The sequence below is a fragment of the Paenarthrobacter sp. NPDC090522 genome (assembly GCF_044769225.1).
GTDB lineage: Bacteria > Actinomycetota > Actinomycetes > Actinomycetales > Micrococcaceae > Arthrobacter.
The window spans coordinates 136,835-150,745 of the sequence record NZ_JBIVXL010000006.1; the positions used below are offsets into that span (position 1 = coordinate 136,835).

Annotated in this window: 10 protein-coding genes; 6 read left to right on the forward strand and 4 right to left on the reverse strand. The window is 64.5% G+C overall.

Going from position 1 to position 13,911, the window contains the following annotated elements:
- Positions 1–235: 235 nt before the first annotated feature.
- Positions 236–1,555, forward strand: a complete 1,320-nt coding sequence (locus ACIQT2_RS09560; protein WP_400334582.1) for an RNA polymerase sigma factor — start codon at positions 236–238, stop codon at positions 1,553–1,555.
- A gap of 236 nt (positions 1,556–1,791) precedes the next feature.
- On the opposite strand, the gene ACIQT2_RS09565 is transcribed toward ACIQT2_RS09560, so the two are convergent.
- A complete protein-coding gene (locus ACIQT2_RS09565; protein WP_021473125.1) occupies positions 1,792–2,013 on the reverse strand; it encodes a hypothetical protein in 222 nt (73 codons plus the stop codon).
- Between the two features lie 255 nt (positions 2,014–2,268).
- On the opposite strand from ACIQT2_RS09565, the gene ACIQT2_RS09570 reads away from it, so the two are divergent.
- Positions 2,269–4,377, forward strand: coding sequence for a type IIA DNA topoisomerase subunit B (locus ACIQT2_RS09570; RefSeq protein WP_402945840.1), 2,109 nt, complete (start codon positions 2,269–2,271; stop codon positions 4,375–4,377).
- Here the strand turns inward: ACIQT2_RS09570 and ACIQT2_RS09575 are convergent.
- A complete protein-coding gene (locus tag ACIQT2_RS09575; protein ID WP_402945842.1) occupies positions 4,374–5,564 on the reverse strand; it encodes an MFS transporter in 1,191 nt (396 codons plus the stop codon). The two genes, ACIQT2_RS09570 and ACIQT2_RS09575, sit on opposite strands and share 4 nt — an antisense overlap.
- A gap of 34 nt (positions 5,565–5,598) precedes the next feature.
- On the opposite strand from ACIQT2_RS09575, the gene ACIQT2_RS09580 reads away from it, so the two are divergent.
- Positions 5,599–6,138, forward strand: a complete 540-nt coding sequence (locus tag ACIQT2_RS09580) for a Chromate resistance protein ChrB (protein ID WP_402945844.1) — start codon at positions 5,599–5,601, stop codon at positions 6,136–6,138.
- A 28-nt stretch (positions 6,139–6,166) separates the two neighbouring features.
- Here the strand turns inward: ACIQT2_RS09580 and ACIQT2_RS09585 are convergent, their stop codons facing one another.
- Positions 6,167–7,156 carry a M56 family metallopeptidase gene (locus ACIQT2_RS09585; RefSeq protein ID WP_402945846.1) on the reverse strand — a complete coding sequence of 330 codons (990 nt, stop codon included), beginning with the start codon at positions 7,154–7,156 and terminating at the stop codon, positions 6,167–6,169.
- 5 nt (positions 7,157–7,161) lie between these two features.
- Complete coding sequence (locus ACIQT2_RS09590; protein WP_397322825.1) at positions 7,162–7,548, reverse strand: BlaI/MecI/CopY family transcriptional regulator; 387 nt, start codon at positions 7,546–7,548, stop codon at positions 7,162–7,164.
- A 296-nt stretch (positions 7,549–7,844) separates the two neighbouring features.
- On the opposite strand from ACIQT2_RS09590, the gene ACIQT2_RS09595 reads away from it, so the two are divergent.
- Genes ACIQT2_RS09595 through cydD form a run of 3 tightly spaced genes read left to right on the forward strand, consistent with a single transcriptional unit; the run spans position 7,845 to position 13,910 of the window.
- Positions 7,845–9,428 carry a cytochrome ubiquinol oxidase subunit I gene (locus ACIQT2_RS09595; protein WP_402945848.1) on the forward strand — a complete coding sequence of 528 codons (1,584 nt, stop codon included), beginning with the start codon at positions 7,845–7,847 and terminating at the stop codon, positions 9,426–9,428.
- An 18-nt stretch (positions 9,429–9,446) separates the two neighbouring features.
- Positions 9,447–10,544: a cytochrome d ubiquinol oxidase subunit II gene (gene cydB / locus ACIQT2_RS09600; RefSeq protein ID WP_400334568.1), complete on the forward strand. Its 1,098-nt coding sequence runs from the start codon at positions 9,447–9,449 to the stop codon at positions 10,542–10,544.
- A 6-nt stretch (positions 10,545–10,550) separates the two neighbouring features.
- Positions 10,551–13,910, forward strand: a complete 3,360-nt coding sequence (gene cydD, locus ACIQT2_RS09605) for a thiol reductant ABC exporter subunit CydD (RefSeq protein ID WP_402945851.1) — start codon at positions 10,551–10,553, stop codon at positions 13,908–13,910.
- The last annotated feature ends 1 nt before the right edge of the window (position 13,911 follow it).

Genomic DNA, 13,911 nt, shown 5'->3' on the forward strand with positions numbered 1-13,911 from the left:
CCCTGCTACGCGTGGGATTCGCAAAATCGTGAGACAATGGATGCCGAGACCCGGTTGGGTCCGCGTTTGAATGCCCGTTGGCCCCCGTATTTGGGGAACATTTCGGCGGCGTCGGCAGTTGTACCTAGAGACCCTGCGGACGGCGATTGCATTTGAAAATAATCGCGGATTTGACAGGGTCATAGTGGTGTTGCCCACATGGTGATTCCACAGACCGCCGCTAGAAAGGTTTTCTGTGACCCCGTCTTCCGTCGAGAAGGAACCCGCCGCCCAGGCCGAACTGTCCGCTGAGGAAAAGAAGGCGGCTTCGGCAAAGAGCGCGGCGACTCGTGCTGCCAGCAAGGCTTCAGAGGGAAACCCTGACAAGCCTGCACCCAAGAAGCGTGGACCCAAGCCCGGTGCCAAGGCCGCGGCTGAGGCTGCCAACAAGTCTTCAGATGCCGAAGACGACTCTGACGATGTGGAAGTCGAGGACGAAGAATTCGATCCCTCGGCAGCTGAGGAAGTGGAAGTCGGCGACGACGAGGCTGAAGAGGGGGGTGCTCCTGCCGGCAAGGACAAGCCTGCCCCCACTGGTTCCGGCTTTGTCTATTCCGACGCCGATGACGACGACGCCCCCGTCCAGCAGGTCATGTCCGCCGGTGCAACCGCAGACCCCGTCAAGGACTACCTGAAGCAGATCGGCAAGGTGGCACTGCTGAACGCCGAGCAGGAAGTCGACCTCGCACTCAGGATCGAAGCCGGCCTCTTTGCTGAAGAGAAGATTGCCGCCGATGACGGATCCATGGACCCCAAGCTCAAGCGCGAGCTGGAGTTTGTTATCCACGACGGCAAGCGCGCCAAGAACCACCTGCTTGAGGCGAACCTTCGTCTCGTCGTGTCCTTGGCCAAGCGGTACACCGGCCGCGGCATGCTCTTCCTGGACTTGATCCAGGAAGGAAACCTGGGCCTTATCCGCGCCGTGGAGAAGTTTGACTACACCAAGGGCTTCAAGTTCTCCACATACGCCACGTGGTGGATCCGACAGGCCATTACCCGTGCAATGGCCGACCAGGCGCGGACCATCCGTATCCCGGTCCACATGGTTGAGGTCATCAACAAGCTGGCCCGTGTGCAGCGCCAGATGCTGCAGGACCTCGGACGCGAACCCACGCCGGAAGAACTGGCCCTGGAACTGGACATGACCCCGGAGAAGGTCGTGGAAGTCCAGAAGTACGGTCGCGAGCCGATTTCCCTGCACACTCCGCTGGGTGAAGATGGCGACTCGGAGTTCGGCGACCTGATCGAGGACTCGGAGGCCGTTGTTCCGGCAGACGCCGTGAGCTTCACGCTTCTCCAGGAACAGCTCCACTCCGTGCTGGACACGCTCTCCGAGCGTGAAGCCGGTGTGGTGGCCATGCGTTTCGGCTTGACCGATGGCCAGCCGAAGACTTTAGACGAAATCGGCAAGGTCTACGGAGTGACGCGTGAACGTATCCGCCAGATCGAATCCAAGACCATGTCCAAGCTGCGGCACCCCTCCCGCTCGCAGGTCTTGCGGGACTACCTGGACTAAGAACCGCTGGAAGTGAACAGCAGCCCTGCCGGATATCCGGCAGGGCTGCTGTTTTAAGCCCAGGGGCGGCGAGGCGCACCCAACTGATCTGACTGGCACTTGTGGTTGTTCCCAGCGCTGGGAACAACCACAAATGCCAGTTACTTGCGTACATCCATGCCCGCCGGGACAAGCCAGTAAACAAAAGCAAGGCCCCTCCCTGGTGGGAGGGGCCCTGCTGCGGTGTGTTGTCCTGCCTAGTCGACCGGAACGGGTGCCTTCTCGTTGAGGCGTTCGGTCTCATCGTGCCAGTCGGAGGTCAGGGGCCGGAGCGTGGCCTCAACTGCGCGGGCGTGGTGGCCGCAGAAAAGCAGCTCACCGCCGGAGGACTCGAGTACAACGCGGACATATGCCTGAGCCCCGCAACGATCGCATCGGTCAGCTGCGTTTAGCGTGCGGTCTGCAACTGCTGTTGTCATGTCGGCCTCCTTAGTAGTTCTGTACATCCATATAACCAGTATTCGAAGCAGAACCATGGCAAGGATGGATCACTTTCGCTGTCCGCGTATCACATGTGCGTAACGTAACGGGACCGCCATGCCGCTTACGGGAGTGGCAAACCGTTCCCGGCGGCGCCGGCGGCTACCCTAGTATGGGCAGAGTTTGCCTTGATTTTGGCGGACACAAACGCTGCTGGAAACACCCTGAGATATACCCGAAGGAGCGCACCGCGAGTGGCACCGAGTTCTGAATACAACGCCCGGCATCTTTCTGTCCTTGAGGGCCTGGAAGCTGTCCGCAAGCGCCCGGGCATGTACATCGGTTCCACGGACTCCCGTGGCCTCATGCACTGCCTCTGGGAAATCATCGACAACGCGGTGGATGAGGCGCTTGCAGGATTCGGCCACGACATCAAGGTCATCCTGCACGCGGACAACTCGGTGGAAATCCACGACGACGGCCGAGGCATCCCGGTTGACGTTGAACCCAAGACGGGCCTGACAGGCGTCGAGGTGGTCTTCACCAAGCTGCACGCGGGCGGTAAGTTCGGCGGCGGCTCCTATACTGCATCGGGTGGCCTGCACGGTGTTGGCGCTTCTGTGGTCAACGCTTTGTCAAGCCGATTGGACGTCCAGGTGGACCGCGGCAGCAAGACGTACCAGATGTCCTTCCGCCGGGGCGAGCCGGGGCGTTTCCAGGATTCGGGCGCCAAGACCGGTCCCGAGTCGGCGTTTGAGCCGTTCGTGGAGGGCTCGGTTCTTGACGTCGTCGGCAAGGCCAAGCGGGGAGTCACCGGCACCCGCGTCCGCTACTGGGCGGACCGTCAGATCTTTACGCCTGATGCCCGGTTCTCCTACGAGGATCTGGTTGCCCGTGCCCGCCAAACCTCGTTCCTGGTGCCGGGACTGAAAATCACCGTCCGCGACGAACGCAAACTGCCAGGCACCCCCGGTGAGGCCGGCGTGCATGAGGAAGTCTTCCACCACGATGGCGGAATTTCCGAGTTCGTCGATTTCCTTGCTGCCGACTCCGGTGTGACCGATATCTGGCGCCTGCACGGATCCGGAAAATTCAAGGAGACCGTCCCCGTACTGGACGAGAACGGCCACAGCAAGATCGCCGAAGTCGAGCGCGATTGCGAAGTGGACATTGCCCTGCGCTGGGGCATCGGATACGACACCACCATGCGGAGTTTCGTCAACATCATCGCAACTCCCAAGGGCGGAACCCACCAGGCAGGCTTTGAGGCCGCACTGCTCAAGACGTTCCGCAAAGCGGTGGAGGCCAATGCACGCAAGCTCAAGGCCGGCAACGACAAAATCGAGAAGGACGATGTCCTGGCCGGTTTGACCGCAGTCCTGACAGTGCGCCTGGCCGAGCCGCAGTTTGAGGGGCAGACCAAGGAGATCCTGGGGACCTCGGCCGTGCGGGCCATCGTGGCCAGGGTAGTGGAGCAGGAAATCTCAGCGAAGCTGGCGTCGGCCAACCGCAATGACAAGGCGCAATCCTCGCTGCTCCTTGAGAAGATCGTCAGCGAAATGAAGTCGCGCATTTCGGCGCGCGTGCATAAGGAAACCCAACGCCGGAAGAATGCGCTGGAAACGTCCTCGATGCCTACCAAGCTTGCCGATTGCAGGACGGACGATGTTGCGCGTTCGGAGTTGTTCATTGTGGAAGGTGACTCCGCGCTGGGCACGGCAAAGCTGGCGCGTTCTTCCGATTTCCAAGCCTTGCTGCCCATCCGCGGCAAGATCCTTAATGTCCAGAAAGCCTCTGTGGGGGACATGCTCTCCAATGCCGAGTGTGCGGCCCTGATCCAGGTTGTGGGCGCAGGATCCGGGCGCAGCTTCGATATCGATGCTGCCCGCTACGGCAAGGTCATCCTCATGACCGACGCGGATGTTGATGGTGCGCACATCCGGACACTGCTGCTGACGCTCTTCTTCCGGTACATGCGCCCGATGGTCGAAGCCGGGAGGGTATTCGCCGCCGTGCCTCCGCTGCACCGGGTTGAAGTCATCAATCCGGGCCAGAAGGCGAACGAGATGATCTACACCTACTCGGAGGCCGAGCTCCACGTGCTCTTGTCCAACCTCGCCAAGGAAGGAAAGCGCTACAAGGAACCGATCCAGCGTTACAAGGGCCTTGGCGAGATGGATGCCCAGCAGTTGGCCGAGACCACCATGGACCCGAGGCACCGCACGCTGCGTAAGGTGGGCATCGACAGTGCCCAGCGTGCCGAGGAAGTCTTCGACCTGCTGATGGGCTCCGACGTAGCACCGCGCAAGGAGTTCATCATCGCCGGTGCCGCGACGCTGGACCGGGAACGCATCGACGCCTAGCGTTGCGGGGAACGAACGGCATCGTCGGCTGCTATTGCCGACGGCGCGGCCAGGGAGGCGGCCGCTGCGACGGCGGCAAGCGCGCCGAGCCCCCACGGCAGGCCGGCAACGACGGCGATGCCGCCCACCAGAAGGGGACCTCCGGCGTCGCCAAGTTCCCGCCCGAGTTCGGCCGAGCCCATGGTGCGGCCCAGCCGCTCGGCCGGTGTGGAGTCTGCAAGGTGCGCGAAGGCCAGCGGCGTCGCGACGCCGATGCCGGCACCGACCAACACAGCACTGAGGTAAATGGCGGCCGGGCCGGGAAGCAGCGCCGCTGCTAGCGTCCCGGCTGCGATTGCCAGGAGGCCGGATACCATGCCGGGCCGGTCGTGCAGGATTCCGCGGTCCCGGAGCTTTCCGATCCGCGGCTGGATGAGCGCGGATGCTACGGCCAGGACGGTGACGACGGCGACGCTCCCCGCCGTGCCGAGTCCTTCCCTGGCCGCCAACGCGGGAAGGAAGCCGACGGCCGCTCCCAATGCCCCTGTGCTGGCGGCCAGGACGATCGTTGGCCCAAGAAAAGACCGTTGCGTGCTTTGCCTCCAGACGTCCAGGATCGTGTATCGGGGCCGCGGGAGCGGCTGGAGGCGAGGTACGGCAACAGCAACCCAGATTGCGGCCACCAGGCCCACCATGGCCAAAATTCCGAACAGCAAACTGAAGCCACCCGTGATGATGGCGAGGGCGCCCAGCAGCGGGCCGATGGCGTACCCCAAGCCCTTCCAGGAGCCATAGCGGCCAAAGTAGTGTCCGGTCCTGCTGCCTGCCAGCCGCGCAACGCTGGCCGACGACGCAGGCGAGAATGCCGAGGCCGCCATTCCCTGCCCCAGCCTCGCAGCTGCGAGCATGAGCGGCTGTTCGGCCCACAGCCCGATGAGGGAGGCGCCGGCGAAGGCTACGAGACCCCCGACGATGACCGGCTTGGGTCCGATCCGGTCGCTGAGTGAGCCAAAGACCGGTTTGAGAAAGACTTCGGCGACGTCGTAGAGGGCGAGCAGGACGCCCAAACCCAGCAGGTTGAGGCCGATGTCGGCGCTTTCGGCACCCAATCCGGCCGCCACTGCGTGGGCGCCAAAGGCTGTGGTGAAACCGGCTGCGTAGAGCGGCCATCGATGGCTGTTGTGGAAAACGGGGGATTCAGCGTTCACATCAGTCAATGTAACAGGTGATACATTCGATGATGTGATTGAGAACGACATTGCATGGCTCCTGCTTTTAGTGCAGGTTCCGGCCCAGCCCTCGCGGCATCGGGTGGCCGTGTGGAGGGAGCTGCGGAAGACCGGGGCAGTGCCGCTGTCGCCAGGAACCTGGGTCCTACCCGCACATCCCGCGTTCGAGGAAGGACTCGGCCGGGTCCAGCTGCTCGTTGACAAGGGATCAGGTACCTGGACAGTTGTGGATGCCGTTCCGCGAGGAGACGGAGGTTCCGCCTTCCGCGACGCGTTCGTGGCGGCGCGGGCCGATGAATGGACTGAGTTTGCGGCTGACTGCGGCAAATTCGAGCAGGAGATCGCCAAGGAGATCTCACGCAAGAAGTTCACACTCGCAGAACTCGAGGAAGAAGAGCAGAGCCTGGAGCGCCTGCGTCGATGGTTCCGGGAGTTGAAGTCACGGGATGTCTTGCGTTTGCCGCAGGCCTCGGAGGCCGCCGATCGCTTGGCACGGTGCTCTGCAGACTTGGATGGCTTTGCCGAACTGGTCTACGAGGCCACCCTCACGTAGCCGGTCCCAAGCGGCAGGAAGCCCGGGGTCAGCCGAGCAATCCAGGAACAATCAGCAGCGCTGTGGGGACCGCGAGCAACAGCGCCGAGACCATCAAAACCAGCGTTCGCAATCCCTTGGCGAGTGGTGGCTGAGGCGAGAGCAGGCGGCTGACGCGTGACGCCGTCGTGCGTGGGGAGTCGGCCCCGCCGGTGGCGCTGACGGATCCGCCCTCAATGATTCCGCTGCCTCCCGCCAGTGAGCCGGCCGAAAGGGTGCCAGGCGACGGTGAGCCGCTGGAGACTATCGCGATGGCCTTGATGAGCGTGCCCTTGCTTTCGGTCCGCAGGGCGACGTCGTCGGCGAGCATTTCGATCAGCGAATTCACCGCAGTCTGCGCCAGCCTTGTGGTGGGAAACCACGGCAACGCCTGCCGCCAGGCTGCAAAGGCCCAGAGGAGGAGGTCGTGCCGTTGGGAGAGGTGGGCGTTTTCGTGGATGAGGACCGCCCGGAGTTCTGCCGGTTCCAGAGCCGCCATCAGGCCATCGGAGAGGACCGTCACCGAGCGGGCTCCGCCCGGGAGGCAATAAGCCACGGGGGAGTCGTGGTTGATGACTACAGTCCCGGGGCCATCGGCGGAGGGAGAAGCGAGCAGGGCGAGCAATTCACGGTGCCTGCGCCGCTGCCGTTCGATCTTGTAGTAGGTCAGCAACAGCGTGAAGACCAAGTGGGCCGTCAGCAGGGCGGCCGCCGAGAGCGCAAAGAGGTGCCAGAACCCCAACGCTGTGGTTGGTTCGTTGTTGAAGACCATCCCCGCCAGGCCCTTCAACCCGGCGATCAGGGTGTCGCCGATGGGCTCCAGTCCGTAGACCAGCATGGCGCCGATCATCGACAATCCACCGGCAAGGGCTATCGCCTGCCAGAGCACCATGGCGGTGAACGGGGAGCGCGCCGGCCACTGTGCCCGGGAGAGAAGGACAGGCACAGGCCATGCCAAAATCAATGCCAGGACCGCCAGGAGATATGAGGTCCAGAACATAGTGGCTAATTGTAGCCGAGCAATTTGCGCAGTGTCGCGGCTTCACTTTCTGAAACGGAGCCAATGAAGCGGGCCAGGACGGCTTCCCGGTCCGGTGCTGAGCCGAGGACCTCGTGCATGAGTTCGGCTGTGTGGTCCGCCCGGCTGGAAACAGCCTGGTAGCGGTGCGGACGCGTGCCGCGTTCGCGCTCCACGAGGCCCTTCTTTTCGAGGCGGGACAGCACGGTCAGGACCGTGGTCACGGCAAGGTCCTTGCCCTGGTGTCCGGCGGAGCCATCCCCCGCTTCGGAGTCCTGGGCCAGCAAGTCACGCAGTGTGTTGGCGGTTGCGGCTTCTTGTCCCGCCCAGAGCAGATCCATCACTGCCCGTTCCAGTTCCCCAAGACTCGCCATCTATACGTCCCTACCTTCCGCGTCCCGCCATCCTTCTGGCAAACCGCGACGATCCAACATTCCACGATAAATCTACCGCTTTTCAGGCCTCCATTCTACGCGAAGTAGAACTGTCGGCGCGCCGCACCTCCCGGCAGTCGCCGGATGCGGTGCCGGGCTGCCCCCTTGCGGGTGTGTAACGCCACTTGAAGAATTGGACTGAGCTTGCCGCATCTGTTCTACACTGTGTAGAAGATTAGTTTTCTACGCAACGTAGAACTAAGCACCCGCTATGGGCCGCCGGACAAAGGACAGCCATGGACGCCTTGGAAATTGCACGTTGGCAATTCGGTATCACCACCGTCTACCACTTCATGATGGTTCCCCTCACCATCGGACTTGGCCTGGTGGTGGCCATCATCCAGACCCTCTGGTACCGCACGGGAAAAGTGGAGTACCTGAGGATGACCAAGTTCTGGGGAAAGCTCTTCCTCATCAACTTCATCATGGGCGTGGCCACCGGTATTGTGCAGGAATTCCAGTTCGGCATGGCCTGGAGCGAGTACAGCCGTTTCGTCGGTGACGTCTTCGGCGCCCCCTTGGCCCTGGAAGCACTGCTGGCCTTCTTCGTGGAGTCCACGTTCCTGGGGCTGTGGATCTTCGGCTGGAAGCAGCTCAAGCGTGGCGTGCACCTGGCGTGCCTGTGGATCGCCGTGATCGGCTCCATCTTCTCTGCCTACTTCATCATTGTCGCCAACTCCTGGATGCAGCACCCCGTCGGAGTTGAAATGGTGGATGGCCGGCCCGTCATGACAGACGCTTGGGCGGTGTTCACCAATAACACGGCATTGGTAGCCGTTCCACACACGCTCTTCGGGGCGCTGGGCGTGGCGGGGGCCTTCCTGCTGGGCATCGCCTGGTACCACCTGTGGCGGAGGCGGCACGACGGCATTGACGTGGTGGGCAAGGACGGCAAGCTGGTACCGGGCGAGGCTGCCATCCCCGGCCGCGACAGGACCGACTACACCGTGTGGATGCGCTCCCTCCGGATCGGCGCAGTAGTGGCCATGATCTCCTTTGCCGGTACAGCAATCACCGGCGACCTGCAAGGGAAGCTCATGTTCGAGCAGCAGCCCATGAAGATGGCCGCGGCTGAAGCAGCGTGCCACGACGGGACCGGTTTCTCCGTCCTGAGTGTGGGCAACCTGGGGGCCAAGAACTGTGACGACATTGTGGCGGTGATCGAGGTTCCCGGAATCCTCTCCTTCCTCGCCAAGGGTGACTTCACCACCGAGGTAAAGGGCGTCAACAGCCTCCTGGGCGAATACAAGGAGAAGTACGGCACCCACCTGCCGGACAACCCGTTGTACGGTGACCGTGCAGGCCAGGAGATCCAGTATGTGCCTGTTATGGAGGTGACCTACTGGGGCTTCCGGATGATGATCGGATTCGGCGGCATCGCCGCGCTGGCAGCCCTTCTTGCCCTCTGGGTGACCCGCAAGGGAGTTGTTCCCGAATCCCGGTGGCTCATGCGCCTGGCAGTGTTTGGCATCCTTGCCCCGTTTGGTGCCAATGCGGCCGGGTGGATCTTCACCGAAATGGGCCGCCAACCCTTCGTGGTGGCACCGAACCCGGACATGAACGGCATCGACCAGGTGTTCATGTTCACGGCCGCCGCCGTCTCCCCGGGCGTGAGCGCCGGCGAAATCATGGGTTCGTTGGTGGTCCTGACTGCCATTTACGCTGTGCTCCTGGTGGTGGAGGTCAGGCTGCTGGTCAAGTACGTCCGCGGCGGCGTCGCTTCGGCCATGCCGGAACTGGCCCACAGCAAGGACGACGGCGACGACCATGACTCTTCCGCCCCGGACAAGGGCGACGACGTGCTGGCCTTCGCCTACTAGAGACAGAGGAAACCACCAATGGAACTGTTGCCAACTATCTGGTTCGTGGCCATCGCTGTGTTGTGGACCGGCTATCTCTTCCTCGAAGGGTTCGATCTGGGCGTCGGGATGCTCATGAAGCTCTTTGCCCGGAACAACACGGACCGGCGCGTGCTGTTGAACACCATCGGACCCGTATGGGACGGTAACGAGGTGTGGCTGCTCACAGCGGCCGGAGCGACCTTCGCGGCGTTCCCCCTCTGGTACGCGTCCCTGTTTTCCACGCTTTACCTGCCCCTGCTGCTGGTCCTGGTGGCCCTCATCTTCAGGGCGGTGGCTTTCGAATACCGCGGCAAGGTGGACACCGAACGCTGGCGCAACGGTTGGGACTGGGCCATCGCTTTGGGTTCCTTCGTGGCCGCCTTCGGGATCGGCGCCGCGCTGGCACTGACCACCACGGGCCTGCCCATCGACGCCAACGGCGACCGCACTGGAGGTCCGCTGGCCTGGTTCAGCGGGTACGCGCTGCTGGGCGGCCTCGCTGTGGTGGCGTTCGCCTTGGTCCATGCCTTGGCTTTCCTCGCCTTGAAGACCGACGGCGAAGTGCGGCACCGGGCGCGCCGCTGGTTCGTGCGTTTGGTCGCCGTGGCCGCATTGCCGCTGCTCGGGTGGATGGTTGCCGTGCAGTTCCTGAGCGGGAAGCCATGGACCTGGGTGCTGGTGGTCGCCGGAGTGGTGGCCGTGGTCCTGGCATGGTTGTGGGCCCGGAAGGGTGCCGAGGGACGGGCGTTTGGGGCCACCGGGGCGTTCGTTGTGTGCGCAACTGCCTCGATCTTTGGGGCAGCGTTCCCCGTGGTCATCCCATCCACCCTTGATCCCGCTTTCAACCTGACCATCTCCAACGCCTCATCCTCGGACTACACCTTGGGCCTGATGAGCGTCGTGGCTGCGGTGGGCCTCCCGCTGGTCATCGCTTACCAGGCTTGGACGTACTGGGTCTTCCGGCGGCGGGTCAGCTCGTCGCACATTCCCGAGGCCCACGGCTTCCTGCCTGCCATCGCCTCCAAGGTGCTGCTGAACGCGGCTCCCCAGCAGGATCGGCAGCAGCCCGGCAACGCCTCGAGCCCAGGAGCCTAGCCCTCCATGAAGCCCGTGTTCCCCTCCGGTCCTGCAACCCGCGCCGCGCTCTACGGAACAGGCGTCCTGTCTGCACTCAAGGCACTGGCCCTGGTCCTGATGGCCCAGACCGTGGCCGGGATGCTCGCGGGCCTTGCAGGAGGTGATTCGGACTGGCATGGCGGCCTGGTGTGGGGTGCCGTGGGTGCGGTGCTCAGGTCCTTCGCCGTATGGGGCCAGGGAATCGCGTCCCGGCGTGCCGCCCTGGGCGTCAAAGAGGAACTGCGCGCGCAACTCCTGCGCAAAGCATTGACCGACGGCGGAGCCTCTACCGGTGCCAGGGTCAACGATGGCGGACTGGCCATTCTTGCTACCCGGGGCCTGGACGCCCTGGACGACTACTACACGCAGTACCTCCCTGCCTTGGTCAACTGTGCGACCATACCCCTGCTGGTGGGTGCCAGGATTCTCTGGGCGGACTGGGTCAGCGCCGTGGTCATCGTCCTGACCGTGCCGTTGGTGCCGCTCTTCATGGTCCTCATTGGGCGGCACACCGAGGACAAGGTCCGCGAGGCCCAAACCACGCTGCGCACCCTGTCCGGCCACATCCTGGAATTGGCCAAGGGCCTGCCTGTCCTGGTGGGCCTGGGAAGGGCAGGCGACCAGCGCGCTGCCCTGGAGGATATCTCCGAGCAGTACCGGTCCCGGACCATGGCCACACTGCGTACCGCGTTCCTGTCGGCCCTGGCCCTTGAACTCATCGCCACGATCTCCGTGGCGGTGGTGGCAGTGTTCATCGGCGTGCGGCTGGTGGGTGGGGACATGGCCCTCGAAGCAGGACTCCTGGCACTGATCCTGGCACCCGACTGCTACCTGCCACTGCGCGAGCTCGGTACCGCCCACCACGCCAGCGACGACGGCCGGGAGGCCCTCGAAACCGCCAACGCCGTGCTGGCCGCACCCGCCAGCACCCCGGTCACGAGTGACGGTCCCGGTACGTCCGGGCCAGCCGACGTCGTGGTTACCGATCTGGTGGTGGGCTATGCGGGAAGGCCGGGACCCGCCGTCGGGCCTCTGACGTTCACCGCACCCGCCGGGCGGGTTACTGCCTTGGACGGTCCAAGCGGTGCCGGCAAGACGACTGTCCTGGCCGTCCTGGCCGGCCTGGTGGGCAACGGAGCCGAAGCATCTGTGGCCGGCACCGTTGCGGGCGCCGGGACGGTTGCCTGGGTTCCACAGCATCCGGTCATGGCGAGCGCAACCGTGCAGGACGAAATCCTGCTCTATCTCGGCGAAGCATCGCAGGATCCCGCGCTTGCAGCCCGGTTGCTGGAGAAGGCCGCGGCAGGACACTTGGCAGGGAAACATCCAGCGGAACTGAGCCCGGGGGAGCTGCGTCGGGTTGCCTTGGTCCGTGGGCTCGCACGCCTTGAGTCAGGGGCCACGTTGCTGCTCCTGGACGAACCAACGGCCCACCTGGACCAACAGTCAGCAGCCGTGGTGCGATCCGTCATCGGGTCCTTGCGCCGCCGTGCCACGGTGGTTTTGGTGGCCCATGACGCCGCCACGCGACGGCTCGCGGACCACACCGTCTTCCTGGGGCGGGCCGGCGAACCAGCGGCCCAGTTGCCGGAACCCCTCCTGACTGCCAGCGGTACAGGGGACCCGGGGGCGGACGCCACCGCTCAAGAGGGCAACGGTGTTCCCGTTATCGGTCGGAGGGCGCTTCCTGCATCCTTGGGCGCAGTCCTGAGGCCGGTCCGCTGGAAATTCGCCGGAGCCGCCGTGGTGGGCGTACTTGCGGCCCTCTTCGCGGTGGCGTTGTCCGGATTGTCCGGATGGCTCATCATCCGGGCGAGCGAACAACCTCCCATCCTCTACTTGCTGGGCGCGATCGTAGGGGTCCGTTTCTTCGGCATTGGCCGGGCCGTGCTCCGGTACACCGAACGGCTGCTGACCCACGACGCCGTGTTCGCGGCGATGAGCCGTTTGCGTGGCTCCTTGTGGGCGGCGTTGAGCCGCCGTGCGCTGGCCCTTCGCAGATTGCTGCAGGGCGGAAACGTCCTGGGCTCGGTGGTGGATGACATCGACACCCTCCGGGACCTCCTGCCCCGGGTGGTGCTTCCGCCCCTGGCAGCCGCGGGCGTAGCGGCAGGCTCCATCATTGCCACTGCGTTGGTGCTTCCCGCCGCGCTGCCGGCCACGCTCGTGGCGGCCGTACTCGGACTGGTGGCGGCTCCCTTGCTGGCACTGTTCGCTGACCGGAACGCCGCGACGGCCGAGCAGAAACTCCACGCGGGCGTCCTGCGCGGAACCGCGGCGGCTCTGGACGCGCGCGCCGAACTCTCAGCCAACGGTGTGGCCGAACCTGTCCTGGAGGCGCTCAAGGAGCAAGACCGCGAAGCCACCCTCGCAGCACAGCGATCCGCGTGGGCCGAAGGGCTGGGCCAGGCCGTCATCGTCCTGGCCTGCTCAGTGGCTGCCCTCTGGGCCGGACTCCTGGGCGCAGCGCCATCCATGGACGGTACTGTCAGCCCCGCCCTGGTGGCCGTGATCGTCCTCATGCAGCTCGCCTTGGTGGAACCATACGCCGGAGTGGTGCCTGCCGTCCGCCAAGCCCCTGCGCTCGCAGCCGTCCTGCGCCGTGTGGCCGACGCGGGAGCGCTGGACTCCACCGTTGAGGGACCGAACGACGACGGCGGCATCCACCCGCTGCTCGACCGGGACAGCGGCCCGGGACTCGAGCTGATGGACGTCTCCGCAGCGTGGCCGGGCGGCCCTGAGGTCTTCTCCGCGCTTTCCGCTGAGGCTGCGCCCGGACAGTGGCTTGCTGTCACCGGACCGTCAGGGTCGGGCAAGTCCACACTGTTGTCGGTTCTGCTTGGCTTCCTCCAACCGTCCTCGGGGGCTGTCCGGCTGACCGGGAGCGCCGCGTGGTGTCCCCAGGAAGCACACCTCTTCGACTCCACGATCCGCGGCAATCTCCTCCTGTCCAGGCCCTCGGGAGACAAACCGGGCGAAGCGGAGATGCACAAGGCCCTCGCGGACGTGGGGTTGGACTCGTTGGTTGGCGGCATGCCGGAAGGACTCGATACCAGGATCGGTCCCGGCGGGGCTTTCCTCAGCGGGGGTGAACGGCAGCGGCTTGCCATGGCCAGGACGCTCCTGACCGGGGCGCAGGTCCTGCTGCTCGATGAACCGACTGCCCACCTGGACGCCGCCTCCGCCCGCGACATGATGGCGACCGTTCGGCGCGGACTCCGGGATGTGACCGTAGTGCTGGTGACGCACAATCCAGCGGACATCGATGCCACGGACGCCCGGTTGGAGCTGCAGGGAAAGTCCCGGGTCGCAGCTGAACTGGTGAGTCGCCGCACTGCTCAGTAGC